General features: G+C 42.7%; 20 protein-coding genes. 11 read left to right on the top strand and 9 right to left on the bottom strand.

The window, feature by feature from the left end; genetic code table 11:
• Nucleotides 1-32: 32 nt before the first annotated feature.
• Complete coding sequence (gene sucC, locus WFY05_RS14550; protein WP_340113623.1) at nucleotides 33-1166, bottom strand: ADP-forming succinate--CoA ligase subunit beta; 1134 nt, start codon at nucleotides 1164-1166, stop codon at nucleotides 33-35.
• A gap of 293 nt (nucleotides 1167-1459) precedes the next feature.
• Between sucC and WFY05_RS14545 the strand changes: the two genes are divergently transcribed.
• From WFY05_RS14545 to WFY05_RS14535, 3 genes are read left to right on the top strand one after another with little or no spacing between them, the layout of a single operon-like run.
• Nucleotides 1460-2077, top strand: coding sequence for a KpsF/GutQ family sugar-phosphate isomerase (locus WFY05_RS14545; protein ID WP_340113622.1), 618 nt, complete (start codon nucleotides 1460-1462; stop codon nucleotides 2075-2077).
• A gap of 41 nt (nucleotides 2078-2118) precedes the next feature.
• Nucleotides 2119-2661: an isochorismatase family protein gene (locus WFY05_RS14540; protein ID WP_340113621.1), complete on the top strand. Its 543-nt coding sequence runs from the start codon at nucleotides 2119-2121 to the stop codon at nucleotides 2659-2661.
• Between the two features lie 4 nt (nucleotides 2662-2665).
• Nucleotides 2666-3427 (top strand): MBL fold metallo-hydrolase, encoded by a 762-nt coding sequence (locus tag WFY05_RS14535; protein WP_340113620.1) that lies wholly within the window; start codon nucleotides 2666-2668, stop codon nucleotides 3425-3427.
• Nucleotides 3428-3482: 55 nt separating this feature from the next.
• Here WFY05_RS14535 and WFY05_RS14530 read toward each other — a convergent pair whose 3' ends face one another.
• The 3 genes from WFY05_RS14530 to WFY05_RS14520 all read right to left on the bottom strand — a co-directional run bounded on the left by WFY05_RS14530 (nucleotide 3483) and on the right by WFY05_RS14520 (nucleotide 6591).
• Nucleotides 3483-4799, bottom strand: a complete 1317-nt coding sequence (locus WFY05_RS14530) for an aspartate kinase (protein ID WP_340113619.1) — start codon at nucleotides 4797-4799, stop codon at nucleotides 3483-3485.
• A gap of 113 nt (nucleotides 4800-4912) precedes the next feature.
• Nucleotides 4913-5797, bottom strand: a complete 885-nt coding sequence (locus tag WFY05_RS14525; RefSeq protein WP_340113618.1) for an alpha/beta hydrolase fold domain-containing protein — start codon at nucleotides 5795-5797, stop codon at nucleotides 4913-4915.
• Between the two features lie 86 nt (nucleotides 5798-5883).
• Nucleotides 5884-6591, bottom strand: coding sequence for a GntR family transcriptional regulator (locus WFY05_RS14520; protein ID WP_340113617.1), 708 nt, complete (start codon nucleotides 6589-6591; stop codon nucleotides 5884-5886).
• 183 nt (nucleotides 6592-6774) lie between these two features.
• Here WFY05_RS14520 and WFY05_RS14515 point away from each other — a divergent pair, with 183 nt between their 5' ends.
• The 4 genes from WFY05_RS14515 to WFY05_RS14500 all read left to right on the top strand — a co-directional run bounded on the left by WFY05_RS14515 (nucleotide 6775) and on the right by WFY05_RS14500 (nucleotide 11061).
• A complete protein-coding gene (locus WFY05_RS14515) occupies nucleotides 6775-8055 on the top strand; it encodes a dihydrolipoamide acetyltransferase family protein (RefSeq protein ID WP_340113616.1) in 1281 nt (426 codons plus the stop codon).
• A 12-nt stretch (nucleotides 8056-8067) separates the two neighbouring features.
• Nucleotides 8068-10536, top strand: coding sequence for an alpha-ketoacid dehydrogenase subunit alpha/beta (locus WFY05_RS14510; protein WP_340113615.1), 2469 nt, complete (start codon nucleotides 8068-8070; stop codon nucleotides 10534-10536).
• An 89-nt stretch (nucleotides 10537-10625) separates the two neighbouring features.
• On the top strand, nucleotides 10626-10877 hold the full coding sequence (locus tag WFY05_RS14505) for a DUF4258 domain-containing protein (protein ID WP_340113614.1): 252 nt from the start codon (nucleotides 10626-10628) through the stop codon (nucleotides 10875-10877).
• Complete coding sequence (locus tag WFY05_RS14500; protein WP_340113613.1) at nucleotides 10867-11061, top strand: DUF2283 domain-containing protein; 195 nt, start codon at nucleotides 10867-10869, stop codon at nucleotides 11059-11061. Before WFY05_RS14505 ends, WFY05_RS14500 begins: the two co-directional genes overlap by 11 nt.
• Nucleotides 11062-11425: 364 nt before the next feature.
• Here WFY05_RS14500 and WFY05_RS14495 read toward each other — a convergent pair whose 3' ends face one another.
• Both WFY05_RS14495 and WFY05_RS14490 read right to left on the bottom strand, forming a co-directional pair.
• Nucleotides 11426-12211, bottom strand: coding sequence for a peptidoglycan DD-metalloendopeptidase family protein (locus tag WFY05_RS14495; protein ID WP_340113612.1), 786 nt, complete (start codon nucleotides 12209-12211; stop codon nucleotides 11426-11428).
• Between the two features lie 111 nt (nucleotides 12212-12322).
• Nucleotides 12323-12691: a DUF423 domain-containing protein gene (locus tag WFY05_RS14490; RefSeq protein ID WP_340113611.1), complete on the bottom strand. Its 369-nt coding sequence runs from the start codon at nucleotides 12689-12691 to the stop codon at nucleotides 12323-12325.
• Nucleotides 12692-12828: 137 nt separating this feature from the next.
• Here WFY05_RS14490 and WFY05_RS14485 point away from each other — a divergent pair, with 137 nt between their 5' ends.
• From WFY05_RS14485 to WFY05_RS14470, 4 genes are all read left to right on the top strand, one after another.
• Nucleotides 12829-14067, top strand: a complete 1239-nt coding sequence (locus WFY05_RS14485) for a hypothetical protein (RefSeq protein ID WP_340113610.1) — start codon at nucleotides 12829-12831, stop codon at nucleotides 14065-14067.
• Between the two features lie 115 nt (nucleotides 14068-14182).
• Nucleotides 14183-16147: an SDR family NAD(P)-dependent oxidoreductase gene (locus WFY05_RS14480; protein ID WP_340113609.1), complete on the top strand. Its 1965-nt coding sequence runs from the start codon at nucleotides 14183-14185 to the stop codon at nucleotides 16145-16147.
• 3 nt (nucleotides 16148-16150) lie between these two features.
• Nucleotides 16151-16828 carry an HAD family hydrolase gene (locus tag WFY05_RS14475; RefSeq protein WP_340113608.1) on the top strand — a complete coding sequence of 226 codons (678 nt, stop codon included), beginning with the start codon at nucleotides 16151-16153 and terminating at the stop codon, nucleotides 16826-16828.
• Between the two features lie 8 nt (nucleotides 16829-16836).
• Nucleotides 16837-18111 carry a zinc-binding dehydrogenase gene (locus tag WFY05_RS14470; RefSeq protein ID WP_340113607.1) on the top strand — a complete coding sequence of 425 codons (1275 nt, stop codon included), beginning with the start codon at nucleotides 16837-16839 and terminating at the stop codon, nucleotides 18109-18111.
• Nucleotides 18112-18307: 196 nt separating this feature from the next.
• On the opposite strand, the gene WFY05_RS14465 is transcribed toward WFY05_RS14470, so the two are convergent.
• The 3 genes from WFY05_RS14465 to WFY05_RS14455 form a co-directional block, all read right to left on the bottom strand.
• Complete coding sequence (locus tag WFY05_RS14465) at nucleotides 18308-20761, bottom strand: helix-turn-helix domain-containing protein (protein WP_340113606.1); 2454 nt, start codon at nucleotides 20759-20761, stop codon at nucleotides 18308-18310.
• Nucleotides 20762-20892: 131 nt separating this feature from the next.
• Nucleotides 20893-24135 carry a ligand-binding sensor domain-containing protein gene (locus tag WFY05_RS14460; protein WP_340113605.1) on the bottom strand — a complete coding sequence of 1081 codons (3243 nt, stop codon included), beginning with the start codon at nucleotides 24133-24135 and terminating at the stop codon, nucleotides 20893-20895.
• Nucleotides 24136-24816: 681 nt separating this feature from the next.
• A partial coding sequence (locus tag WFY05_RS14455) for a T9SS type A sorting domain-containing protein (protein ID WP_340113604.1) occupies nucleotides 24817-25996 on the bottom strand: 1180 nt, incomplete at its 5' end.

Raw genomic sequence — 25996 nt, 5'->3', positions numbered from 1 at the left:
TCCAATCTTCTTTAAAAATTAAACTTTACGGATTACTTTTTGCTCAACTCAATAGCTTTCTTGGCGGCTTCGCTCATGGTTTTTACCACTGGTAAACCGGTCTGTTCGATAATTTCGAGTCCCTCTTTTGCATTGGTTCCCGAAAGACGAATTACTATTGGAACGTCGGTTTTTATCTCATCGAGCGCAGCTACTAAACCACGCGCCACATCGTCGCAGCGGGTAATTCCTCCGAAGATATTGATCATTACTGATTTTACATTTTGGTCGCCCAGCAGAATATTCATCGCATCGATAACCTTCTGCGGATTCGACGAGCCGCCAATATCGAGGAAGTTGGCCGGCTCACCACCATAAAGTTTAATCATATCCATAGTAGCCATTGCCAGTCCGGCACCGTTTACCATGCAACCAATGTTTCCATCGAGTTTTATGTACGAAAGACCTTTTGCATTTGCTTCCAGCTCTTTTTTCTCGTTCTCATCCGCTTCACGCATGGCAATGATCTTTTTCTGACGGAAAAGCGCATTATCATCGAAGTTCATTTTTCCGTCGATGGCCAATACCTGTTTGTCGGGTGTTAATACCAGCGGATTTATCTCGGCCAGCGAAGCATCGGTATCCACATATAATTTGTACAGCTTTACCAAAATTGCAGCAGCCTGACGAACCTGCTTCGGATCGCCGAACAATTGAAGCGCTACTTTTCGGGCCTGCCAGTCCATTAATCCCATGGTAGAATCGATGGGCATTTTAATAATTTTCTCGGGCGCCGTTTTAGCTACTTCTTCAATTTCAACACCTCCTTCGGCACTTGCCATTAAAGTAACCGCCTTGGTATTTCGATCATTGATAAAGCCAACGTAAAATTCCTTCTCAATATCGACAGCATCGGCAACCAGTACTTTTTCAACGGTAATTCCCTTGATGTCCATCCCAAAAATCTGTTTGGCTTTTTCGATGGCTTCGGTTTTTGTGGTAGCCAATTTTACTCCACCAGCCTTTCCGCGTCCGCCAACCAATACTTGTGCTTTTACTACTCTCAATTTGTCTTTGTCAGAGATTTTTTGCTTAACCTCATCAACCGAATGGCACAATTCACCTTCCGGCACAGGAATCCCGTACTTCCTGAATAAATCTCGGGCTTGATATTCGTGAATCTTCATATATGTATTTTGTTTCTAAAATCACCTTGCGGTGATGGTATTTTTAAAGATTTCGCATTTACTCGGTCAGGAGATTGTATGGAACAAATTTCCGGTTTTATTGAAAATGCTAAACAAAGCTTAAAATTATTAATTATTTAACTCCAAGCACCATGAAATTGTTTTCAATTTTTATGACCTATAACACATTTCTTTTGTAACCTGAATCACAGTTCTCAAAATTCAACTTAAAAGAAGCTGAACTATTCAACAGGATTTTTTTTTTAAGTAGCTTTGCAGGCTAAATAAATTGTATGAAAGACACGATCCAAAAGGTAATCGAACACGAGGCACAGGCTATATTGAATATCCCTGTTGGAGAGGGGATGGAAAAAGCCATCGAACTCATTTATAACCGGGTGCACAAAAACAAGGGAAAACTGGTGACCAGCGGAATGGGAAAAGCCGGACAAATTGCACTGAACATTGCCACTACTTTCAGTTCAACGGGTACACCGGCAGTTTTTTTGCATCCCAGTGAATCGCAACACGGCGACCTCGGTATTTTGCAGGAAAACGATGTTTTGCTCGTCATCTCCAACTCGGGAAAAACCCGCGAGATCATTGAGCTGATCGAATTGGCTGAAAACCTCTATCAGGGTCTGCCATTAATTTTGATTTCCAGTAATCCTGAAGGCCTTTTAGCCAAGACAGCGGACGCCTTTATTTATACCGGCAATCCAAGCGAAGTATGTCCGCTGGGACTTTCACCAACTACCTCAACCACGGTTATGACCGTTATCGGCGATGCACTTGTAGTTTCGATGATGAACAAAATAGGCTTTACCAACGAAGATTACGCCAAACGCCACCACGGAGGTTACCTGGGTGATAAATCCCGATTGCAGGCAAGAACAGAAAAGAACATTTAATTGTTGCAATAGAACAATCACAAACCACAAAATCTAAAAGAATGCGAATTACAAAAGAAAATACCGCAGGATTAATTATCGACATTCAAGAACGTTTGTTCCCGGTGATGAATGAAAAAGAAACCCTTTTAAAGAATTGTCAGACGCTCATTGAAGGACTGAATGTGCTAAATATTCCACTACTGGTTTCACAACAATATACAAAAGGGCTGGGCGAAACACTTCCTGAAATAAAATCGTTGATTACCGATTTTAAATATTTCGAGAAAAACGACTTCAGCTGTTACGAGCTGCCCGAAATTAGCGGAAAACTCAACGAACTAAATGCACGAAATGTAATCATCTGCGGTATCGAATCGCATGTTTGTGTGCTGCAAACCGCGGTTGATATGAAAGATGCCGGATTGAATCCGATTGTTGTGATGGATTGCGTTTCGTCACGAACCAAAGAAAACCTTGAGATTGCCAAGGAACGTTTTCGTCACGAAGGAATTATGATGACTTCGTACGAATCGATCCTATTTGAACTGACACGCGCTGCAGGAACAGCAGAATTCAAAGCCATTTCAAAACTGGTAAAATAAAAAGATGCTCGAGATCTGCGCCATTGCCTCAGGAAGTAACGGAAATTGTTATTACATAGGGAATAACACCGATGCCATATTGATTGACGCCGGTATTTCCACCAAGCAGATTTTGCTGCGCATGGCAGAACGCAGACTTGATCCCGGGAAATTGAAGGCTCTTTTTATCACCCACGAACACGGTGACCATATGCGCGGTGCAAGGGTGCTTGCCAAACGGTTGCAAATTCCGGTATACATTACCGCAAAAACCTTTAACAGCGCTTATAAAAATCTACGGCCGCATTATCCTACATTTTTTAAACCCGACGAAGTCATTGAGGTGGGTGAATTTACGGTTTATCCGGTATTGAAAAATCACGATGCTGCTGAGCCGTGTTCTTTCAGGGTGAGTTACCACAACACCAACATCGGAGTTTTTACCGATATTGGAGAAGTCTGCGACAATGTAAAAACAAATTTCAGGGAATGTGATGGTGTTTTCCTGGAATCGAATTACGATGAAAAAATGTTGTGGGAAGGAAATTATCCCTGGCCGCTAAAAAAACGAGTAGCTTCAGATTTGGGGCACCTTTCCAACGACCAGGCATTTCAACTGCTTAACGAAAACGGTTCCGAGAAACTTCAGTGCGTATTCTTAAGTCACCTGTCCAGAGATAACAACTCTCCTGAAAAAGCTTTTGAAACCATGGAACCACTTTCCGAACGGTTCAATATAAAACTGGCTTATCGATACGAAGCCAGCGAAATCTTTCGGCTTCAATAAAAAATCCCGGATCAATCATGTTAATCCGGGACTATCTATAAATAATTTCGAAATTCTAATTATTCAGCAGGTTCTTACTTAAAGCCACAAGGGTTTCCTTTTTCCGTGATTCAGGTACCAGAATCGAAATATTGTGGCGGCTTCCACCATACGAGATCATCCGGATCGGAATTCCATCGAGTGCATTAAAAACCTTCGATGCAAAACCTTTTTCCTCTTCAATAATATCCCCAACGATACACACGATCGACATGCCGTAATCGACATGAACCGTTCCGAACATACTCAACTCTTCCATAATCTCTGAAAGATGCTGAGTACTGTCAACTGTCAGCGAAACAGCTACCTCCGAAGTCGAGATCATATCAATTGGCGTGCGGTACTTTTCAAATATCCCGAACACGTTTTTCAGAAAACCATAGGCCATTAACATGCGCCCCGACCGGATTTTAATGGCCGTAATTCCATCTTTTGCAGCCACGGCTTTAATACCCATTCCGTCCGATTCGGAAGTGATAAGTGTTCCGCTATCGGAAGGATTCATAGTATTTTTTAAACGCACCGGAATGTTTTGAACGCGCGCCGGCAGAACGGTCAAAGGGTGTAGAATCTTCGCACCAAAGTAGGCCAACTCAGCGGCTTCGGTAAACGAAAGCTGTTCTATTTTCTTCGTTTTCTCTACAAAACGCGGGTCATTATTATGGAATCCGTCGATATCGGTCCAAATCTGAATTTCTTCGGCATCAATAGCAGCTCCGATCAACGATGCAGTGTAATCACTACCTCCTCGCTGCAAATTATTAATATCGCCGTTCACATCCCGGCAAATAAATCCCTGAGTGATGTAGTAATCGGCTTCGCCAACTTCCTCCAGCACAGGCTTTATGTGTTCGCGAATAAAATTGGTGTCGGCTGCTTTATCCTCATCAATCTTCATAAAATCGAGTGCCGGTAACAGTTTGGCGTTAAATCCATTCTCGTTCATTAAAAGCGTAACCAGGTTGGTTGAGATGATTTCTCCCTGAGCCAAAATGGTATTTTCGCCCACATCGGTGAATGTTCCGGCAGTATGCGACTTTATGGTTTTAAAACTGGCTTTCACAACTTCCAGTCCCTTTTGCTTATTTTCTTCAGTCTTGAAAAGTTCGGCTACCACTTTTTTATAAGTGGCTTCCAAATTACCGATGGTAATTCTGGCGCTGTCCTTATTTTTTTTGCGTAAGAAACTTGATATTTCGACCAGACCATTTGTTGTTCCAGACATGGCCGAAAGAACAATTATCTTTTTCTCTCCATCTGCCACCAGTTTCATTACCGCCCGCATATTTTCTGGCGATCCTACCGATGTTCCTCCGAATTTTAATACTCTCATGTTGTTCTTTAGTTATATATTAATTAGATGGTTAATAACGCTTTGATTTTAAAACACAAAATTAAGGAATTAGTGCACACAAAAATCTCCGAAGAATCAGAATTCTAACATCTTTACACTGCCAGTTTCTCAAGCAAAAAAGCCACAAGATCTTTTCCCGACATATCCTCGAAACCTAAGGCCGGCACATAAACAACCGCCTCCAATCCAACTTCTACAGCGCGGTCTTTCAGCGCTTTGGCATGCAAAGGGTGATGTTGCAATTCATCGGCATTGGTCGGAATGCCGGCTTCCTTATCATTATAAACAAAAAACGGCGCACTTTCGGCACTCATTTTCCCCAGAAAATCCAGCTCTTTTCTGATGGCAGTTTGCGCATAGAGGTCGACACCTTCTGCCGATTTCAAACCAAACGCCCGGGCAATCATCAGCAACTCTTCAGGACTCTTTTCTTTAGGAAGACCAAGAATATCGGCCCAGCGCAGAATATCGTAAGTGGATTGTACAACAAAAGCTCCAGCCGCAGAAATCTTTGTCGATTCGCGCAAAATGGGATCGTCACTTTCCGGCTCCGCCATATCGTCCGAAAAAGCCAGCCACAAAGATGTCCCTGCTCCTGCCGAACCTCCTGAACACGCTATTCTATCTTTATCGATATTGTATTTTTCAGCATTGTAGCGAATATATTGCAGGCACCGTTTCGAATCGTTCATACTGGAAAGTATCCCGTAAGGCGGCTCATTCATATAGCGATAATTGATAGTAGCTACCGATACACCTGCCTCCAGAAGTCGTGGCCAGTCCTCAGAATCGTAGTAGCGCGATTTGTCTCCGCCAATAAAACCTCCACCGTGAATAAAGATGACAAGTGGTGTTGGCTTTTTCGAGTCTGCCAGCCAGATATCAAAAGTATTGCGCTCGTGCGCACCGTATTTTTCGTTAACGAATGTGGCGGGCACACCTGCTGCGTTAATTGCTTCCAAATCCTGTAATTCCATTTTGTCTGCTGCGTTGACTCGCAAAAGTATAAATATTGGCAGCATCGCCAAAACTACAGTCTCTATTTCACAGGAAGTTAAGACAATCAAAAACTACCGAAGATGGCATGTTTTTCGGAATTAAAATAGATGGTGGAATAAATACTGAAATGCTCTTTGTTGGTTGTTAATTTGCGCTCCATGTACAGAACAGGTTGGCCGGGTTTGAGTTTTAACAATTGTCTGATCTGCACAGTTGGCTTTACGGCCTTTAATTTTTGTTCGCCTCCCAGTATTTCTATCTGATAATTCTTACGCAGGATATCAAAAAGCGATTTGTTTTCGAATGATCGCTGTGTAATGCGAGGAAGGTACATATTTGGCAAGTGGTTTACATCGTAAAAAACAGGCTCATCCTCAACATACCTCAAACGCTCCATGTAAATACAACCCGATTCCTGCTCGAGTTCCGACAACTTAAAAGGAAAATTTTCGGGCCAGGTTTTTACTGTTGGTTTCTGAAGAATCTCGGTTTTCAGGTATCGTACCCCGATCGCAGAAGCCGTTCCGGCAATGGACAAAATCCCAATATTTTGAGGTGGTTTGCGCACGATACTGCCTTTCCCCTGCTTTTTCAAAATAAGTCCGTCTCTTACCAGGTTATCCAAAGCATGACGAACGGTTGGACGTGTCATTTCATACACAGCACTCAACTCGTTTTCCGAGGGTAGAAGGTCACCTTCAGTGTAAACACCTTTTTCGATGTGTTTACGTAACAACTCGTATAGTTTTCGGTATTGCGGTATCTCGTTCATTGATCACCTCAAAGTTAAACTATTTTTAAAACATTCAAAACAACTTGTATATACAAGTTATAAAATATATTTTTACACGCAGAATTTAAATCAATACATAAATAACTGATATATAGTTTTTTGATTTTTATTTAATTTTATATTTGTAGGTACAAGTAAAACAAAACAAATAAAACTAATTATATGGCAATACCAGTAATGATGCCACGACAAGGACAATCGGTTGAATCCTGCATCCTTGGTCAATGGTTTAAAGAAGTAGGTGAAGAGGTCAACGAAGGCGACATCCTGTTCTCTTACGAAACCGACAAGGCATCTTTTGAAGAAGAAGCTAAAGAAGCCGGTATTTTGCTCGCCACTTTTTTTGAAGAAGGTGATGAAATCCCGGTACTTACCAATGTCGCAGTTATCGGAAAAGAAGGAGAATCGGTTGAAGAATTCAAACCGGGAGCTGCCTCAGCCGCCGAAGAAGCACCGTCCGAAGAATCAAGTGAAGAAACGGTTGAAGAAGCTCCAAAAGTTTATGAATTTGAAGTGGATGAGGAAGGTTCGCGCATAAGAATTTCGCCACTGGCAAGAAACATGGCAAAAAAACTTGGTGTTGATATTGGCGCAGTTAAAGGAAGCGGTCCACACGGACGAATTATTGCACGCGACATTGAAAGCGCTGCAAGTACTGCACCCAAAACTGAAAAAGCTGCACCGGCAAAACAGACAACTGCGGTTCCGGCAGCCAAACCGGCTCCTGCAGCAGTTCTCGAATCGGGAGATGATTTTGAACTGAAATCCATCCCAAATATTCGCAAACTGATTGCTACAGCAATGCACCAGTCATTACAAAATTCGGCGCAACTAACGCACCATATGAGTGCCGATGCCCGTCAGATAATGAGACTACGCAAAAAATTCAAACAACAACTCGAAGCCGGCGACATCAAGCAAAATGTTACCATTAACGATTTGGTTTGTTTTGCAGTAATTCGTGCGCTCGAAAAATTCCCTCAGGCCAACACCCATTACCTGGGCGATAAAATGAAGTGGTTCAATAAAGTCCACCTGGGATTAGCCGTTGATACCGACCGTGGCTTGATGGTTCCGGCACTGAGAAATGCCGATGACCTTTCGATCACCGGTCTTTCAAGCCAGTTAAAAGAACTTTCGACTGCTGCCCGCAACGGAAATGTAAATCCTGATCTGCTAAATCCGGCAGCGGCTTCATTTACGGTTTCCAACCTTGGAAATTACGGCGTGGAAATGTTCACTCCGGTGATCAACCTGCCGCAAACAGCAATTTTGGGAGTTTGTACCATTGTTCCACGACCAAAAGAGCTGGAAGATGGAGTGTATGGTTTTGTGCCCATGATGGGGCTTTCGCTGACCTACGATCACCAGGCACTCGACGGTGGTGAAGCAACACTCTTCTTAGCTGAGATCAAGAATCAAATCGAAAATCTTTCACTTTAAACTCATAAAAAGATGCCAAAAGTACAATATATAAATCCTGATGAGGTGCGTAAACCGAGTCAGTTGGAGTTCAAGCCGATTCCGGTAAACCAGTACAACAAAACTGTTGAGGAGGAAAAAAAGAATTTCTCCGACGAGGAACTTGTTAAAATCTTTCACGATATGGTTGTCATTCGTGAATTTGAAACCATGTTGGACCTGATTAAAACCAGGGGCGAATACAACGAAGTACCATACAATCACCCCGGCCCTGCTCACCTTTCCATTGGTCAGGAAGCAGCCGCTGTTGGTATGGCTTACACCCTGGATGTTGAAGATTTTATCTTTGGTTCGCACCGAAGCCACGGCGAAATTCTTGCCAAAGGACTTTCCGCCATTGGCAAACTAAGCGACGAGCAGCTCCAGAAAATTATGGACTCTCACTTCGACGGAGTAACTGCGGCCCCTGTAAAAGAAGGACACGACGGAACGACAAAAGAGTTGGCCATAAAATTCCTTATCTATGGAACGCTGGCCGAAATTTTTGCCCGAGAAACCGGTTTCAACAAAGGACTGGGTGGCTCGATGCACGCTTTCTTTACTCCATTCGGCGTTTACCCGAACAATGCTATCGTTGGTGGCTCAGGTGATATATCTGTGGGTGCAGCTTTATACAAAAAGGTAAACCGCAAACCAGGAATCGTGGTTGCCAACATAGGTGATGCATCAATGGCCTGCGGCCCGGTTTGGGAAGGACTGGCTTTTGCCTCCATGGATCAGTTCACACAACTTTGGGAAGGTGACATGAAAGGCGGATTACCGCTGATCATCAACATTATGAATAACCAGTATGGTATGGGTGGACAGACCAGCGGTGAAACCATGGGTTACGATGTGGCAGCACGTATTGGTGCAGGTGTAAACCGCGACCAGATGCATGCTGAACGAGTTGATGGTTACAATCCCTTGGCCGTGATCGATGCCTACAAACGTAAACGTAAAATTCTGGAAGAGAAACGCGGACCGGTATTGCTCGACGTACTGACCTACCGTTACAGTGGACACTCTCCTTCCGATGCATCTTCGTACCGTACCAAGGAAGAAGTGGAAGCCTGGGAAGCACAGGATTCGATTGTCTGGTTTGGCAAAGAGCTTGTTAAAAACGGTGTGGCCACACAAGAACAACTGGATAAAATAAAAGTGGAAACAACTGAGCTGATAACTAACGCATTAAAACTGGCCATCGACGATGAAGTTTCGCCTCATATGGACATGAAAAAACACCCTAACCTTATCGGGGAAATGATGTTCAGTAACGAGTCGGTGGATAGAATGGAAGATCGCCCGGTGGAAGTGAACCATCCATTGGATGAAAATCCACGCGTTAAACAGTTGGCAAAAAAAGAACGTTTTATGTTCGATGCTGAAGGTAAACAACATTCAAAAATTAAAACCTACGGCTTACGCGATGGTTTATTTGAAGCCATTGCCGATCGTTTTTACAAAGACCCAACCCTGATTGCTTATGGTGAAGAAAACCGCGACTGGGGTGGCGCTTTTGCTGTTTACCGCGGTTTGACCGAAGCTCTGCCTTACCAACGTTTGTTCAACTCACCTATTTCGGAAGCATCAATTGTTGGTACTGCCATTGGTTATGCAATGTGTGGTGGTCGTGTAATTCCTGAGATCATGTATTGCGACTTCCTGGGACGCGCCGGTGACGAGGTATTTAACCAACTTCCAAAGTGGCAGGCCATGAGTGGAAACGTATTGAAAATGCCGGTAACGATCCGCGTTTCGGTAGGTTCGAAGTATGGTGCACAACACTCGCAGGACTGGACAGCCCTGGCTGCTCACATCCCGGGCTTGAAAGTAGTTTTCCCGGTAACACCATATGATGCCAAAGGACTGATGAACTCAGCACTGCAAGGTACCGATCCGGTTATTTTCTTCGAAAGTCAGCGTCTGTACGATATTGGTGAGCAGTTCCATAAAGACGGCGTTCCGGCAGAATATTACGAAATCGCGATGGGTGAACCGGATGTGAAGAAAGAAGGTAGCGATGTAACCATCCTGACAATTGGAGCAACACTGTACCGCGCATTGGATGCCGCAAAAACTCTGGAAGAAAAATACAATATTTCAGCAGAAGTGATCGATGCACGTTCGCTGGTACCCTTTAATTACGATGCCGTGATCGAATCGGTTAAAAAGACCGGTCGCATTGTGATCTCGGGTGATGCTTCAGGACGCGGATCGTTCCTGCGTGACCTGGCTTCAAACATCACCGAACTGGCTTTCGATTACCTCGATGCTCCACCTGTTGTAGTGGGTTCGCGCAACTGGATCACACCGGCTCACGAGCTTGAAGATTATTTCTTCCCGCAACCGGAGTGGATCATCGATGCCATTCACGAGCGTATTCTTCCTTTGGAAGGACATGTTTCAGAGAATGACTTTACCGAAGCTGAACAACTGGACAGAAATGCCAGAGGCATTTAACTGATATTGGAATTCAATCAACCATTCAAAATAAAATCCGGTTTCAAACGAGACCGGATTTTTTATTTGGAAAAATGTAAATTTAAAACATGAATTTTCGAATTTCAAATCACGCTTTAAAAAGGATGCAATCAAGAGGTATCCTGAATGAAACTATCCATCAAATATTAAATGAACCTGATACTATCCAATCTCAGGATGAGAACACTACTATTTATTCGAAGCTTGTTGAAGAAGATTCAAAAACTTATCTTTACAGAGTATTTGTAAACACGACAAAAGTCCCTGCGCTTGTGATTACAGTTTACAAAACATCAAAAATTGAAAAATATGGTCATTAAATACGATAAGGAAACAGATATCATCTACATCCAATTTTCTGAAAACGAGGTGGTGGAAAGTGATGAAGATAAACCGGGAGTTATCCTTGACTATGGAGAAAACGGGGAGATTGTTGGGATTGAGGTATTAAATGCTTCAAAGAAGACAAAACACCCCAACGGCATAAGTTACGAAGTAGCATAAATTGAATCTGTCAAATAATAAGAATCCGGTTTCAAACGAGACCGGATTTTTTATGTTTAATACTCTTCCTTTCGGCAAAAACATTATTTTTGGTTCAATACTCTTTTACATAGCTACGTCATGAAAAAAAGCCACCGTACAGTAATTATTTTTCTTAGTATTCTTTTTTCTGTAGTTCTAATTTCAGCTTCTTTTGCAAAACTGCAACATTACCACCACAAAATAACAATAACCCTTTTTGCAGCAACAGCTGTCATTTTTATCATTGAACTGATTTATATTTACGTAGTACTTTCAAGACTGAAATAAGGGGTAATTATATCACTCTGAGCTCATAGCACAAGACCCTTAGCTCACAGCTCTTTTAGTACATTTTTAAAGGCTGACCTATTTGCAATACCGTGTTTTCGGAAATGTTATTCAACCTGCAGATTTCCCGGATCGGTGTTTTATAGCGGCGTGAAATTACCCATAACGAATCGCCCGAACGAACTTTATAATATTCAGGTACAGCCAGGTTGGTAGAATAGCCTTGTGGTTTCAACGTTCGATGCAGGGCTACCAGGGTTTCAAAATTTTGGGCAATAGGTCTTACCTGCTGCTGATTGAAATCGTAAACCAGTTCCGGATCAAAAGCTCGTCCATCTTCGTGCATTTCGAAATGCAGATGCGGCCCCCGGGCACGACCGGTACTTCCGGCCAAAGCGATCGGTTCACCTTTCTTCACCCATTCACCTTTTGTCTTCAGGAATTTCGACAGGTGGGCATAATAGGTTTCGATGTTGTTATCGTGCTGAATAATGATGATGTTTCCAAATCCACTACCCCATCCTGAGCGAGTGAGATAACCATCCTGTACGGCATGAACGGTATCACCTTTCGCCATTTTTATGTCAGTTCCGTAGTGCATTCTCCCCGAACGCGGTCCAAAGCGGCTGATGATGTAGCCACCATCTCCCGGCACCAGAAATTGTGATAAATAACTTTGATATTCGCTAAGTTTCTGCTCACGTATCAGTTTGTATTCTTCTGCATTAACCGGATGCTCCAACCCGGGCACAACCACCAGTTCATCGGTATTGACATACTGACCGGCACTATTCAGCACCAGCCCGGTAAGAAATACAAACAACAGATACAATACCTTCATCTTTCCCATAAATTTGGTCGCAATACTAAAGAAAAAACACATCGGTAATTCAGCTACTCCCTGAATTTGATTATCATTAACATTTCAGGGGACAGGTTATTGTCAAACCGATTATCTCCTCCAGATTGTTACCAACAAAATTAACCAACCTGCAATAAAACTCAAACCTCCTATTGGCGTAATCGCACCTAGTGTTTTTATTCCGCTGAGTGCCATGGTGTACAAACTCCCGGAGAACAATACAATTCCGGCGAACAATAAAATGGCCGGCCATTTTGTACTTAAATCGGGCAGAACCACTGTCAACACTCCGATCAGCAGCAAGCCAAGCGCATGATAAAGATGGTAATCTACTGCGGTTTTCCAGGTTTGTAACATTTCGGCCGAAAGATGCGTTTTTAAGGCATGTGCACCAAAAGCTCCTGCAGCAACAGCCAATGCCAGCAGAAATGTGGCTGTCATTAAAATAATTTTGCTCATGATTCCTGTTTTTTATTCGAATTGAACAACAAGAAAACCGAGTGAAAGTTTGATTCCATTCCGCAAAAACAGGATACCAAAGGACACCTATAAGTGCGCAGTTTTGTTTATTTGTGCGTACATTCAGATTAATGCATATGACAGACTCAAAAAGTATATTTACAACCTTCCCCAAGCCGGAAGAATTGCTAAAATGGTATCAGGATCAACCAAAAACTGAGACGCCCGACATTAACGGCCACATTCACACGCCACATTCGTTTAGCGCGTTTTCGGAAGTGGAACAGCCCTTTGTACTTGCTAAATCGGAAGGTGTTTCAGTACTCGGCATCAACGACTTTTACACTACCGACGGCTATAATGAATTTGCAGAAATGGCAGAGAAACACAAAGTTTTTCCGCTGTTCAACATCGAATTTATGGCCTTGCAAAAAGACTTGCAGGAAGCCGGTATTCGTGTGAATGACCCCAGCAATCCCGGCCGTACTTATTTTAGCGGAAAAGGATTAAGGCAACCAGCTCAAATGAGCGAGGCTTCGGCCAATAAAATAAAAGACCTACAGGAAGAAAGTAACCGCCAGACTTACCAGATGGTGGAAAAGCTAAATGCTTTTTTTACTGAAAAAGAAATAGATATTCAATTCGATGCGGAAGAATTGCAAAGTCGGTTGGCTAAAAACCTGTTTCGCGAACGCCACATTTCACAGGCCATTCGGATAGCAGTGTTTGAAAAAGAAGAAACCGATCTGGGAAGAGCAAAACTTTTTAATGTCATATTTCAGGGCAAGCCGGTGAAGTCAGCTATCGATGATTTGGCAGGACTGGAAAATGAGATTCGTGGGAATCTTTTAAAATCGGGTGGTGCAGCATTTGTTCCTGAGGATCCAAAAGCATTTTTATCCCTCGAAGAAGTTCAGGAAATAATTATTGACGCAGGTGGAATTCCATGTTACCCGGTGTTACTCGATTTCGGCGATGAGAATTACACCGACTATGAAGGAGATAGCGAAAAGCTATTGGCGGAATTGAAAAGCAAAAACGTATTCAGCATTGAACTGATTCCGGCCAGGAACAAATTCAACATCCTAAAGGACTTTGTGAAGTTTTTCAACAATAAAGGTTTTGTGATCACTTTTGGTAGCGAGCACAATACACCAAAACTCGACCCGATAAAATTGAGCGTAGGCGGCGGATTCGAACTGGATGATGAGTTGAAGCAGATCAATTACGAAGGAACTGCAGTGATTGCAGCTCATCAATATCTGGTGTCAAATGGCCAGGAAGGTTACCTGCTGAACGGTATCGCCAAAACCGACGAGAAAGCAACTTTTATTGAGTTGGGTAAAGCAGTAATTGCAAAGTTCCTAGAGAAATAAAATAAATAACTCCGAGCTCTCTGCGAAATTCTCTAATTGCTCTGCGGTAAAAAGATTTCAAACCACAGAGAACACAAAGAAGACACAGAGCAATACGGAGAAGAATATAGAAATCATGGAGCAAGGAGTAAAAGAACTAGTAGAAATCTCTCAATTCTACGGAACAAATAAAGCAATGGTGATTGCAGGTGGTGGAAACACCTCATACAAAACCGACGAAAAGCTTTGGATAAAAGCCAGCGGATTTGCCTTGTCGACGATAAGCGAAGAAGGTTTTGCGGTAATGGATCGCAAAAAACTGGACAAGATTTCGGAAAACCAATACAGCTCAAATTCAATCGAACGCGAGAACCAGATTAAAGATGACTTAGCCGATGCTACGATTACAAAAGGCAAACGCCCGTCGGTGGAAACATCCTTCCACAATGCCATCAACTATAAATTTGTGATTCACCTGCACCCGACTGCGGTGAATGGAATAATGTGCAGCAACAAAGCCGAAGAGTTGGTGAAACCTGTATTCGGCGATGAAGCGGTGTACATACCATACATCGATCCGGGGTATATTTTATTTAAAGCTGTTGAAGCTAAAATCATAGCATTCAGAACCGAAAAAGGATACGATCCGAAAGTTATTTTACTTCAGAACCATGGCATTTTTGTGAGTGCCAACACCACACAGGAAGTAGCCGACATTTACGACGAGATTATTGCGAACATTGAAAAAGCGGTCTCAGTTCCGGTGGACAACACCATGCTTCCGGTTGCTGAACATGTTACGGAAGTGGTTCCGGCCATTCGCGCCATTGTTTCGCAGGACGGGCTGAAAACCATCAAAGTTACAAACTCAGCACTGGTCGAAAAGTTCAATACAAGTGCTGAAGCTTTCGAGAAAGTGAATTATCCTTTCACCCCGGATTTGATCGTTTACTGTAAATCGAAATACATTTATATCGATGAAGTTGCCTCTCCTGAAGCAACTATCGAAACCTTTAAAACAAATTACGAAACCTTTGTTGCCGACTATGGTTTTGCACCAAAAGTGGTTTTCATAAAAGGCATTGGTATGCTTTCGATTGGCGACAATGCAGCACAGTCAAACATCATAAAAGAGGTTTTTGAAGATGCTATGAAAATTTCCTGGTTGTCGGAATCATTCGGCGGTCAGCATTTTATGACACCCGAACAAATCCATTTCATCGATACATGGGAAGTTGAAAATTACCGCCGCAAAGTTTCTGCAGGGGCTTCGGCCGGACGTGTAGAAAACAAGATATCAATTGTTACCGGTGCAGCACAGGGATTTGGCGAAGGAATAGCCCGGGTGATGAAAGAAAACGGTTCGAACATCGTCGTCGCCGACCTGAATGAAACGGTGGGTAAATCTACAGCCGACTCGTTCAACGATATTAAAAACAGCAGCCATGCTATTTTCGTTCAATCCAATGTTGCTGATCAGGAATCACTAAAAAACCTGATGCACCAAACTGTTTGCGAATTTGGCGGACTTGATGTTTTTGTAAGCAACGCCGGAATTTTACGTGCCGGAGGTTTGGAAGAAATGACGCCGGAGAATTTCGATCTGGTTACAAAAATCAATTACAACGCCTATTTCTATTGTACCAAAGCAGCGACACCAATCATGAAATTGCAGAATAAATACAATGCTTCGTTGTATGCCGATGTGATTCAGATAAATTCCAAATCGGGACTGGCCGGAAGCAAGAAAAACTTTGCCTATGCCGGTGGAAAATTTGGTGGCATTGGCTTGACCCAATCGTTTGCACTGGAACTGGCGCCCGATAGAATTAAGGTGAATTCAATCTGCCCGGGAAACTTTTACGAAGGTCCGCTTTGGAGCGATCCTGATAACGGATTATTCGTGCAGTACCTGAATGCAGGAAAAGTTCCGGGAGCCAAAACCATCGACGATGTAAAAGCGTTTTACCTGGCACAGGTTCCGCTCGGAAAAGGGTGCTCTCCTGTTGATGTAGCTAAGGCGGTTTTCTACGCTATCGATCAGGAAAATGAAACCGGACAGGCCATTCCGGTTAGTGGCGGACAAATTATGCTGAATTAATACATGCCTGTAAAAGCAATTATATTCGATTTAGACGGTACTTTGCTCCATTCGATTGTGGATATAGCAGATGCCTGCAACCATGTTTTGGAAGAAAACAATCTGCCAACGCATGATACTAAATCGTATGTTTCGTGGATAGGAAACGGGGCTGCAAAACTGGTAGAACGGGCACTCCCCGATCACATTAAAAGTGATCAGGAAAAACTGGATAATTTCGTTCAGGAATACAAAGATTATTACCTCTCACATTTGATGGTGAAAAGCCATTTGTATGAAGGAATTGATGAAGTGCTAGCATTCCTTAAACAACATAAAATTCCGTTCGCTGTAAATACGAATAAACCACATAGCCAAACCGTGCCGATCGTAGAAAATTACATGAAAGATTTTCTGCCCGATCTGGTAATGGGACAAAACGGGAACAATCCTAAAAAACCGGATCCCTTTGCGGCCAAGCTGATTGCTAAAAAATTTGAAGTCGGGAATCAGGATGTTTTGTTTGTTGGCGATTCGCATGTCGACATTAAAACAGGCAAAGCTGCCGGGATGCAAACATTGGGAGTTACCTGGGGCTACGGCAAGATTGAACCGATGAAAGAAGCAGGTTGTTCTGATTTTATAGCGACAACAAACGAATTACTGGAGTTTGTAAAACTCAAAATTGAAGAATTAAATTAAAAACAGATATGAAGACAAAAGCAGTACGATTATACGGCAAAAAAGATTTGCGTTTGGAAGAGTTTGAACTTCCGAAGATAAACGACGACGAGATTCTGGCAAAAGTAGTAAGCGATAGCATTTGTATGTCGAGCTATAAGGCGGCCACGCAGGGAACCGACCATAAACGCGTGCCCAACAATGTGGCTGAAGAACCGATTATGATCGGACATGAATTTTCAGGTGAGATTATTGAAGTGGGTGCGAAATGGCAGGATAAATTCAAGCCCGGACAGAAATATTCGATCCAGCCGGCTATTTATTACAAAGATGGCCCGGTGGGTATTTTAAGTGCGCCCGGTTATTCTTACCAATACATTGGTGGTGATGCAACCTATGTGATCATCCCTAAAGATGTATTGGAGCAGGATTGTTTGCTGGCTTACGACGGTCCCGGATTTTACCCGGCATCGCTTTCTGAGCCCCTGAGTTGTGTGATCGGTGCCATGCATGCCAACTACCACACTACTCCGGGTTCATATGTTCATGAGATGGAAATTGTTGAAGGTGGGAAAATGGCCATCCTTGCAGGAGTTGGCCCGATGGGACTGGCAGCCATTAACTACGTAATTAGTCGCGAGGACCGCAAACCATCGCTTTTGGTGGTGACCGATATTGCACAGGATCGTTTGGACCGCGCTGCTGAAATTTTCCCCGTTGAATGGGCGAAAGAAAAAGGAATCGAACTGATTTATTTAAACACCGGCGATGTTGAAGATCCGGTAGCTGCGCTGAAAGAAGTTTCAGGCGGAGAAGGCTATAACGATGTATTTGTTTTCGCTCCGGTAACTCCGGTGGTTGAACAGGGCGATGCAATACTCGCACACGATGGCTGTCTGAACTTTTTTGCAGGCCCGTCGAATACTGAATTCTCGGCCAAACTGAATTTTTACAACGTTCACTACGCATATACACACATAGTAGGAACATCAGGCGGGAACAACGACGATATGGTAGAAGCGCTCGACGTAATGAGTAAAGGCCTTGATCCGGCCGGATTGATCACCCACATTGGCGGTCTGAATGCCGTAGCTGAAACTACGCTGAATCTACCTAATATTCCGGGAGGAAAAAAATTAATTTACACGCACAAGGATCTTCCGCTTGTGGCAATTTCTGATTTTGAGGAATTGGGTAAAAGCGATCCGTTTTACGCCGAGCTGGCCAAACTGGTAGCCCAAACCAAAGGTTTGTGGAATGTAAAAGCCGAAGAATATTTGTTGGAGAATGCTCCGGAGGTATAATAAATAATGAAGCCATATCAAAAGTCCGAAAACTACGTCATTCTGAATTTGATTCGGAATCTATTAAAAGTAATTACTGCGACTTAAAGATCCTGAAATGAATTCAGGATGACGATAACAGGACTTTTGGTATGGCCACAAACAGAATAGATAAATTATTCATCTCTAAGAAGCTGCACACCCAATAAGTTCTTATTTATTGCTGATTTAACGATTCCAGGTAACTCAATCCCATTCGCAAATCGCCGTAACTAAATTCCTCGCCCAAAGCACCACGCGCCGGCCCCAGATTCCTTTCTTCTGAATTTTTAAAGTAATCTATTATTTTATCGAGCTTTTCCTGCGACAAAAATTCAAGAATGTCAATTTCACCTTCCTTTATAAAATGCGAAAGGTGCCCCTCGATCGTAATTTCGGCAAATCCTCTTTCACGGGCGATCTCAGAAATCGATTTTCCTGATCGGTAAAGCTCAAAACTTACCTTTTTAGTATCCACTTTGGGCTTCTTTTCTTTCTTCGGATTTTCCTTTAAGGGAATTTCACTGTGGTCGATGCTATTTTCTTCACAATAACCACGAATCAAATCAATAATATCTTCACCAAACTGATCGATTTTTCGTTTCCCCAGTCCGTTAATCAGTTTCAGCTCTGCTAAATTAACCGGCAAATAAGTAACCAACTCCACCAACGATTTCTGCGAAAAGACCATGTAGGCTGGCCCCACAAGTTCCTGCGATTTTTCATACCTCCACGAACGCAACAGATTATATAACTCAGGATGCGAAATATTTGTATAGCTCTCCAACTCACGCGCTTTTTTCTTTGTGGATTTTGTGGCGCCTGTATCGACCAGTGCTTTGGCTCGGGCATTCATAATTTCCTTCACCGAGAAATCCTCGCGACAGATTTCAAAGGCCGCCTGTTTTGTTTTGGCTTCTTCGGCTATGTCGCCGAGTCGTTGGTGAATCTGCTTTTTTACTGCCCGATTATCAATGTCCCAGTCAGTTTGTTCCAGCGGTTCAAGCAAAATTGCATTTGTTTTCTCGAAGAAATAATCGGCTGCCTTTTTAATGCGCTGCTGAAGTTTGGTGTTTTTAGCTACATCGGGCTCTTGTTTCAGGTATCGAACAATTTGCTGCTGAAATTTATCACCCACCCCTGCCAGTTCATTTTTCAGTCCATCTCTCATATTTCGATACTGCCGAACAAAGACCTCGGTAAAACTTCCCGGATTCTCATCCATGATCTTGCCGATTGAATTCACCAGGTAACCCGTCCGGTTAAAGCGAAACATTTCTGTAAGCAGCTCACGTTGAAAAGTCAGTTTTGCCTGGTTTAGTTCTTTTTCTCCGGGCTGGTTTGCCTCTACCTGATGAATAAATCCATCCACTGTCTGATCGGTGATAATGCTGGTTTTCTGAATCGGTGTTTTCAACACCATTCCTTCCAGCGTTTTGCAACGGCTCAGCGCCACATACACTTGTCCGTGGGCAAACGATGACTGCGCATCGATAATGGCCCGCTCGAAAGTAAGTCCCTGGCTTTTGTGAATGGTGATCGCCCAGGCCAGTTTTAGCGGGATCTGGCTGAACGAACCTTCCACCTCTTCGGTAATTTCCGCCGTATTTTTATCGATCGAATATTTTATATTTTCCCAGATAAGGCTGCTGACTTCAATTTCGTCCTCATCACCGGGACATTGTATATAAATCGTACTTCCATCAAATGCCGTTATCTGCCCGATCTTTCCGTTAAAGAAACGCTTTTCAGGATCGGGATCGTTTTTTACAAACATCACCTGCGCACCCACTTTCAGATGCAGTTCATGTTCAGTCGGGAAGACATATTCAGGGAAATTCCCTTCAATATGTGCCTTGAATATTTTTTCTTTTGCAGGCAGCTCTTTCAGTTTCGAATCGTTTATGCGATGCGCCTCCGCATTGTGGGTGCAAAGTGTAATGTAGCCTTCATCATCGGTCGGTTTAAAGTCGGGCTGGTAACGTGAGTTCAGTTCGTTTCGTGTTGTCTCATCAAGTATATTATCACGCACTTTGTTCAATATCGAAATAAACTTATCATCCTGTTGCCGGAAAACCTGTGTCAATTCAATACTCACATAAGGTGTTTCGTGCAGGGCTTTGCTGCTGAAAAAATAGGCAGTATCGTACTCGCTTTTCAGTAAGGCCCATTCTTCGCGTTTCACAATGGGTGCCAGTTGTTGCAAATCGCCGATCATCAACAATTGTGCTCCGCCAAAAGCTTTCCGTCGATCTTTAAATCGGCGCATCACACGGTCGATGGCATCCAGTATATCGGCGCGCACCATACTTATTTCGTCGATCACCAGCAGATCGAGGCTGCGGATAATGCTGATCTTTTTCTTGGTGAAACGCATCTGGCGATTCCTGTCGCTTTCGTTCCCAACCTGCGGGCCAAACGACAGCTGGAAAAAAGAATGAATGGTTACGCCTCCTGCGTTAATAGCCGCCACACCGGTTGGCGCCACGACGATCATTCGTTTTGGCGAGCGTTCCTTTAAACTTTTCAGAAAAGTGGTTTTCCCGGTCCCGGCTTTCCCGGTGAGAAAAACATTTTGCCCGGTAAAACGGATGAAATCATAAGCCAGGTCGAGTTGTTTGTTGGATTGCATTAGAACTATTTTAATACGAGCCTAAAGATATTAATTCCTTTAAAAATTAAGATCATTTAAACAGAACCTTATAAAACAGGATCCAAAAGAAAACAGTCAGATCGCAACTCAACAAAGTGACAAGCAACAATCTATTCCTTTGCTAAAGGCAACAAAAACCCAAATTCACTTCCTTCTCCAGGCTTGCTCTTTACCCAGATTTTACCTCCGTGCTTTTCAACAAATTCCTTGCATAAAACTAAACCCAAACCGGTACCTTTTTCACCCTCGGTGCCCTTTGTGGTAATGTCACTGTCAATCCTGAATATTTTATCAATGTGCTCCGGCGGGATACCAACACCGGAGTCTTTTACTGTAATCTCACAGTGTTTTCCATTCTTCTTTAAGCGAATGGATATTTCGCCATCCCTGGGTGTGAATTTCAATGCATTTGCGAGCAAATTTCTTATGATGAGCGAAAACATATTTTCATCCGCAAAAACCTCGATATTTTCTTTGGCCATAACTTCAACAAGAATGTTCTTTTTGAATGCCAGTTCTTCCTGAAATCCAATCCATTCTCTCACTTTTTCCACTGCATTCATTTTTTCAGGCCGGTATTCAATCGCATTTCGTTGCAGGCGCGCCCAGGTAAGCAGATTACCCAAAAGATCACTGGCATGCTTGGATGAATTGTGAATGTTACCCAAATGATAAGCCAGTTTATTGGCATCCATTTTTCTAAAACCTGAAAGTAACAGTTCAGAAAAACCGACAATAATATTGAAATGATTGCCCAGATCGTGCCCGATTATGGAAAAGAATTTATCTTTTGTCCGGTTCAGTTCATTTAACTCCTCGTTTTTTGAGGTGATAATTCGGTTTTGCTCTTCAATTTGAAGGGTTCGCTCGGCCACTTTCTTTTCCAACAGGATTTTTTCATGTTTTAACCGGCGTTCACGTAATTTTACAAAGAACACTACTCCCAAAATAGTAAGCAATAAATAGATGGAATAAGCCAGCTTACTCCGCCACCAGGGGGGCAAAACAATAAAGGATAATCCGATAGGCTGGTCATTCCAAAGACCGTCGTTGTTAGAGCCCTTGATCCAAAAAGTGTACTCTCCGGGTGGCAATGCAAAAAATGGCACAAATGCACGGGTTCCGATTTCAATCCACTTATCGGAAATAGCTTCCATTTGATACTGGTAGTGATTATTTTCCGGATTAGTATACTCAAGTGCAGCAAATTCTATAGTAAACGACTGCACCCTGTGGTTTAAAACCAATTCACTGCCGTTTTCTATGTTTACCTTCTCTTGTTCACCATCGGTAACTTTTGAAAACGAGGTAAATACAAGATCCGGAGTATAGGGATTACCGGTAATCGAATCAGGATAAAAAGTATTGAAACCATTCATTCCTCCAAACAACAATTCGCCATCGGCACAGGCACACGAAGCTCTCAGGTTAAATTCCATACTTTGCAGCCCATCTTCCATGGTATATATTTCAAGTTGTTTTTGATCTGTATCGAACATGCATAAACCATTTCCTGTTGCAAGCCAGATATTGTTGTTTTTATCTGTTTGCATTTCGTAAATGTAATTACTCGGCAGTCCCTGCTCCTGGTCCATGAAACTAAATTCACCTGTTTTCTTGTCGAAAATATTGATGTAAGCATTGGACCCGATCCAAATATTCCCGTCGGTATTTTCGGCCAAAGAAATCAAAAAGTCGCTGCTAATGTCCGCATTGGTCCTGTTATAATGATGCATTTGTTTGTTGTGGGGATCATACATATCTAAACCATTAATGGTGGCTGCCCATATCAATCCTTCCGAATCTTCCAAAATACTGTAAATGAGGTTAGCACCCAAGCGATGATCAGGTTCGGCATCTACATGAAACCATTCCTGTGTGGATGTTGCAAGATTAAATTTATACAAACCATTTGAACTGGCAATCCAGATATTTCCTGTCATATCCTGGATAATGTGATAAATGCGAATACTCTCAAATGTCGGGAAATCAGGCAGCTCAAAAAATTCGGTCCACAATACAAATTGCTTCTTAGTTTTATCATAAATAAATACTCCATCCCTCGTACCCAGCCACATATTTTTAGCATTATCCTTAAAAATCACATGTATAAAATCGTTCGATAAATAATGATTTCCGGTTTGTTGACTCGAGAAATGTTCTACTTCGTTGGTCAAAGGATTTACCAGGTTGAGTCCCTGTCCCCAATTACCCACCCAAATAATACCGTCCTCATTCTTGTACAATCCGGCTATTACATTGCCCAAAAGATCGGTAGAGCCCGGTAAGTTTGTATTTCTGAAAAGCCTGAATTTCTTCTGTTTTAAATCGGTTTTACTGATCCCCGACAGGGTGCCCACCCAAAGGTTATCCGATTTATCGATTAACATGGGCTGAACGATATCATGCCCAATACCGCTGTTTGCCTGCGTAAGGTTTCTTGTGCTGTATTTATCTCTGCCGACTGGTAAAATAATGTATACCCCCAAGCCTTCAGTACCGAGAATAAGGTTATTGTTTTTATCCTGAAGAATACTGCGTATACTGATTTGAAATCTATAATCTTCGCCTGAAACAAGCGGAAAACTGACTTCTTTAAATTCGATACTTCCTGGTTCACATCGGTATAATCCGGTAAAAGTACCAGCCCAAACCAACCCGTTACTATCCTGGAACAAGGCCGTAACGTTTTCCTCCATATGACTTAAAGAAGTATTATTTACAAAGGAGGCATAAACAAATTCTCCATTATCAGGTGAAAACAGTGCAAGCCCGTTTGTGCTTCCCACCCATACTTTTCCGTTTTTATCTTCCATAACCGGAATGCGAACGTCCTGAACGGTTGCTTCGTATTCTAGTTCGCTGATAAAATGAGAGAAGCTGTGTTCCTGAATATCGTATACAGAGATTATGGGGGGAGTATTTATGAGGATTTTTCCGCTGTTTAAACAAATATTGTCGTAATTGTAATTGGTGACATCGAACCGGTATCCGGTCTGGTAACGAATCCTCTCAAATCTGTTTTCAGTTCTGATATACTGGTGCAATCCGCCTTTGGTTCCGATCCAGAGGTTTCCTTCCGAATCTTCAGAAATGGCATAGATCCAATTGTTTGAAATGGAATTTGAATCCTTGGGATTGTAGCGAAACCGTTCAAAATTCCGGCCATCAAAACGATCGAGGCCATTTTGTGTGCCCAGCCAAATGTAGCCTTTTGAATCCTGAAAAATGCAATTTACCACACTTTGTGAAAGGCCTTCATTTATTGAATAAGTGGTAAAATTGTATTGTTGCGAATAACTACTGTAGAACAGCAACAAACTGAGAATTAAAATTCCGGCTAATTGTTTCATGGTTTTTAAATCAACAGAAAAATACTGAATTTTCCTGCATTTGGCAAATCGTTGGATCTTTCCTTGTTTGATAGATCTAATAAAGAGCAGCATGTACATTTTATTCATGAACTACCCGCAGCAAACTAACGAGGAATCCCTGCCTCGCCAGTTGGCAGGCTTCAGGAGATCAAGGGGGTTAAATAATTTAATTCAAAAGTAAGTTGAACTTTTCTTCACTGTACTTATAAGACAGCCTGGCGCGTGCTAAGGTAAACCGGATGGCGTCGGTCTCCGTCAGCTGACGGATTCCTCGCCATGACAACCGCAGGGGGTTTAACCTGCAGCGGACGATGACAGTTCTTTTAAAAGATAATACTTACTGTCCGCTGCCATACATTTCCCAGTTCGAAATGTCATTGCGATCCCAAGTAATCGGGAGAAGCAATCTCATATACTTGTACTTTATGTAGGTGCGAGAGGGTGTGAACCGGATGACTTCAGTAGTTTTACTCCCTCATCATGATGATGGAGAGAGTATGTATCTGCTGCGGAACAAATAATTTGGATGAGCGTATTGCCGCATTTAAGAAAATGAAGGAGGCCGGCGCTGACAGCCGGCCTCCTTTTAAAGTCCGTTGAGGAGTAGACCTCAACCCAAAGCCCGAAGCTTTGGTTATTTGATAAAAAATAAGGGCCAAATTATTCTTTGTAAATAATTCTTCCTATCTGGAGTTCTCCGTCCAGATCTAAACGGTAGATATACATTCCGGATACTTTGTGCTCCGGTGTGTATTCTACCCGGTTCATAACTCCGGCCTCAACCGGACGATCAAGTATTCTGGCTACTTTCTGACCAGTAATGTTGTAGAGTTCAAGTACGCCATATGCATCTCTGCCTGAAACAAACTCGAAGGTTACTTTGTCGCTAAACGGATTCGGGTAAACTTTCAGAGTGCTTTCTTCAAAACTTGGATTTTGAATTTCAGCTGATTTTTCCTTGTTATCCTCACAGGTTATTGCTAAACCGGTAGGTCCGGGATATGTATCATCACCATCGATATAAACATTAGCCATGGCATGTGTATGAACATGTACCGGATTTATACCATCAACAACAAAGCTTACTGTATATCCATCATAGAAATCTAAACCTTCTGATACGTCAGTATATTGTCCCGGTGATACCGATTGAGCTCCATCCAATTCAGGATACGGATAACCCAGACAACCAACAAAAGTATGAGTGGCTGTTAATGAGTAATCGTCATCCATGTTATAGTATACTGAGAGTGTTGTTCCAATATAACTAACGGTTACATATCCAACAAGCTCTCCGTTATCAGTATTACATTGAGCAGCACCCATCCAGAGCTCTTGTGTAAAGGTCTCTCCAGGATTAAACAGAGTTCTCCAACCCCATTTATCGGAGGTTCCTTCAAAAAGAGGATCAGTTATGAAGCATTCACTTCTTCCTGCCAGGAATCCATAAGCTGTTTCACTCGGACATGGTCTAACATAAACGGTGTAGCATTCCTCTGCCGGGTTATCGCAATCATCCACTGCAGTGTAACAAACTGTTACCGTTTCTCCTACTTGGAAATCAAAACCGTCGCAAGGAAATACGGTACCACTTGCATCAGTAATTGTACAACCGCCAATTAAAATTTCATCATCACAGTTATCACTTACTGCAGGTGGTGGTGGTAATATTACCGGTTCATTGCAGTCAAACGCCAGATCAGGCATTTCTTCAATTACAGGTGGTGTGAGATCTACTTTCCATGTGTAAGTTACCTCTGCAGTACCCGTGTTATCGCAGATATCGGTTGCTGACAGGTAGAAGGTCTGGCTCCATGTGCAGTTTTCTGCACCGGGAACT

The organism is Maribellus mangrovi, from assembly GCF_037646455.1.
Classification (GTDB): domain Bacteria; phylum Bacteroidota; class Bacteroidia; order Bacteroidales; family Prolixibacteraceae; genus Draconibacterium; species Draconibacterium mangrovi_A.
Note: the sequence above shows the minus strand (reverse complement) of the source record. Positions and strands in the feature narration are given on the sequence as shown.

What these genes read in the sequence shown, in the direction of transcription:
- WFY05_RS14465 (WP_340113606.1), bottom strand. Translation starts at nt 20,761, where the DNA reads ATGCAATCCAACAAACAACTCGACCTGGCTTATGATTTCATCCGTTTT.
- WFY05_RS14495 (WP_340113612.1), bottom strand. Translation starts at nt 12,211, where the DNA reads ATGAAGGTATTGTATCTGTTGTTTGTATTTCTTACCGGGCTGGTGCTG.
- WFY05_RS14490 (WP_340113611.1), bottom strand. Translation starts at nt 12,691, where the DNA reads ATGAGCAAAATTATTTTAATGACAGCCACATTTCTGCTGGCATTGGCT.
- WFY05_RS14520 (WP_340113617.1), bottom strand. Translation starts at nt 6,591, where the DNA reads ATGAACGAGATACCGCAATACCGAAAACTATACGAGTTGTTACGTAAA.
- WFY05_RS14535 (WP_340113620.1), top strand. Translation starts at nt 2,666, where the DNA reads ATGCTCGAGATCTGCGCCATTGCCTCAGGAAGTAACGGAAATTGTTAT.
- WFY05_RS14470 (WP_340113607.1), top strand. Translation starts at nt 16,837, where the DNA reads ATGAAGACAAAAGCAGTACGATTATACGGCAAAAAAGATTTGCGTTTG.
- WFY05_RS14475 (WP_340113608.1), top strand. Translation starts at nt 16,151, where the DNA reads ATGCCTGTAAAAGCAATTATATTCGATTTAGACGGTACTTTGCTCCAT.
- WFY05_RS14510 (WP_340113615.1), top strand. Translation starts at nt 8,068, where the DNA reads ATGCCAAAAGTACAATATATAAATCCTGATGAGGTGCGTAAACCGAGT.
- WFY05_RS14540 (WP_340113621.1), top strand. Translation starts at nt 2,119, where the DNA reads ATGCGAATTACAAAAGAAAATACCGCAGGATTAATTATCGACATTCAA.
- WFY05_RS14515 (WP_340113616.1), top strand. Translation starts at nt 6,775, where the DNA reads ATGGCAATACCAGTAATGATGCCACGACAAGGACAATCGGTTGAATCC.
- WFY05_RS14485 (WP_340113610.1), top strand. Translation starts at nt 12,829, where the DNA reads ATGACAGACTCAAAAAGTATATTTACAACCTTCCCCAAGCCGGAAGAA.
- WFY05_RS14530 (WP_340113619.1), bottom strand. Translation starts at nt 4,799, where the DNA reads ATGAGAGTATTAAAATTCGGAGGAACATCGGTAGGATCGCCAGAAAAT.
- WFY05_RS14525 (WP_340113618.1), bottom strand. Translation starts at nt 5,797, where the DNA reads ATGGAATTACAGGATTTGGAAGCAATTAACGCAGCAGGTGTGCCCGCC.
- WFY05_RS14480 (WP_340113609.1), top strand. Translation starts at nt 14,183, where the DNA reads ATGGAGCAAGGAGTAAAAGAACTAGTAGAAATCTCTCAATTCTACGGA.
- sucC (WP_340113623.1), bottom strand. Translation starts at nt 1,166, where the DNA reads ATGAAGATTCACGAATATCAAGCCCGAGATTTATTCAGGAAGTACGGG.
- WFY05_RS14545 (WP_340113622.1), top strand. Translation starts at nt 1,460, where the DNA reads ATGAAAGACACGATCCAAAAGGTAATCGAACACGAGGCACAGGCTATA.
- WFY05_RS14460 (WP_340113605.1), bottom strand. Translation starts at nt 24,135, where the DNA reads ATGAAACAATTAGCCGGAATTTTAATTCTCAGTTTGTTGCTGTTCTAC.
- WFY05_RS14500 (WP_340113613.1), top strand. Translation starts at nt 10,867, where the DNA reads ATGGTCATTAAATACGATAAGGAAACAGATATCATCTACATCCAATTT.
- WFY05_RS14505 (WP_340113614.1), top strand. Translation starts at nt 10,626, where the DNA reads ATGAATTTTCGAATTTCAAATCACGCTTTAAAAAGGATGCAATCAAGA.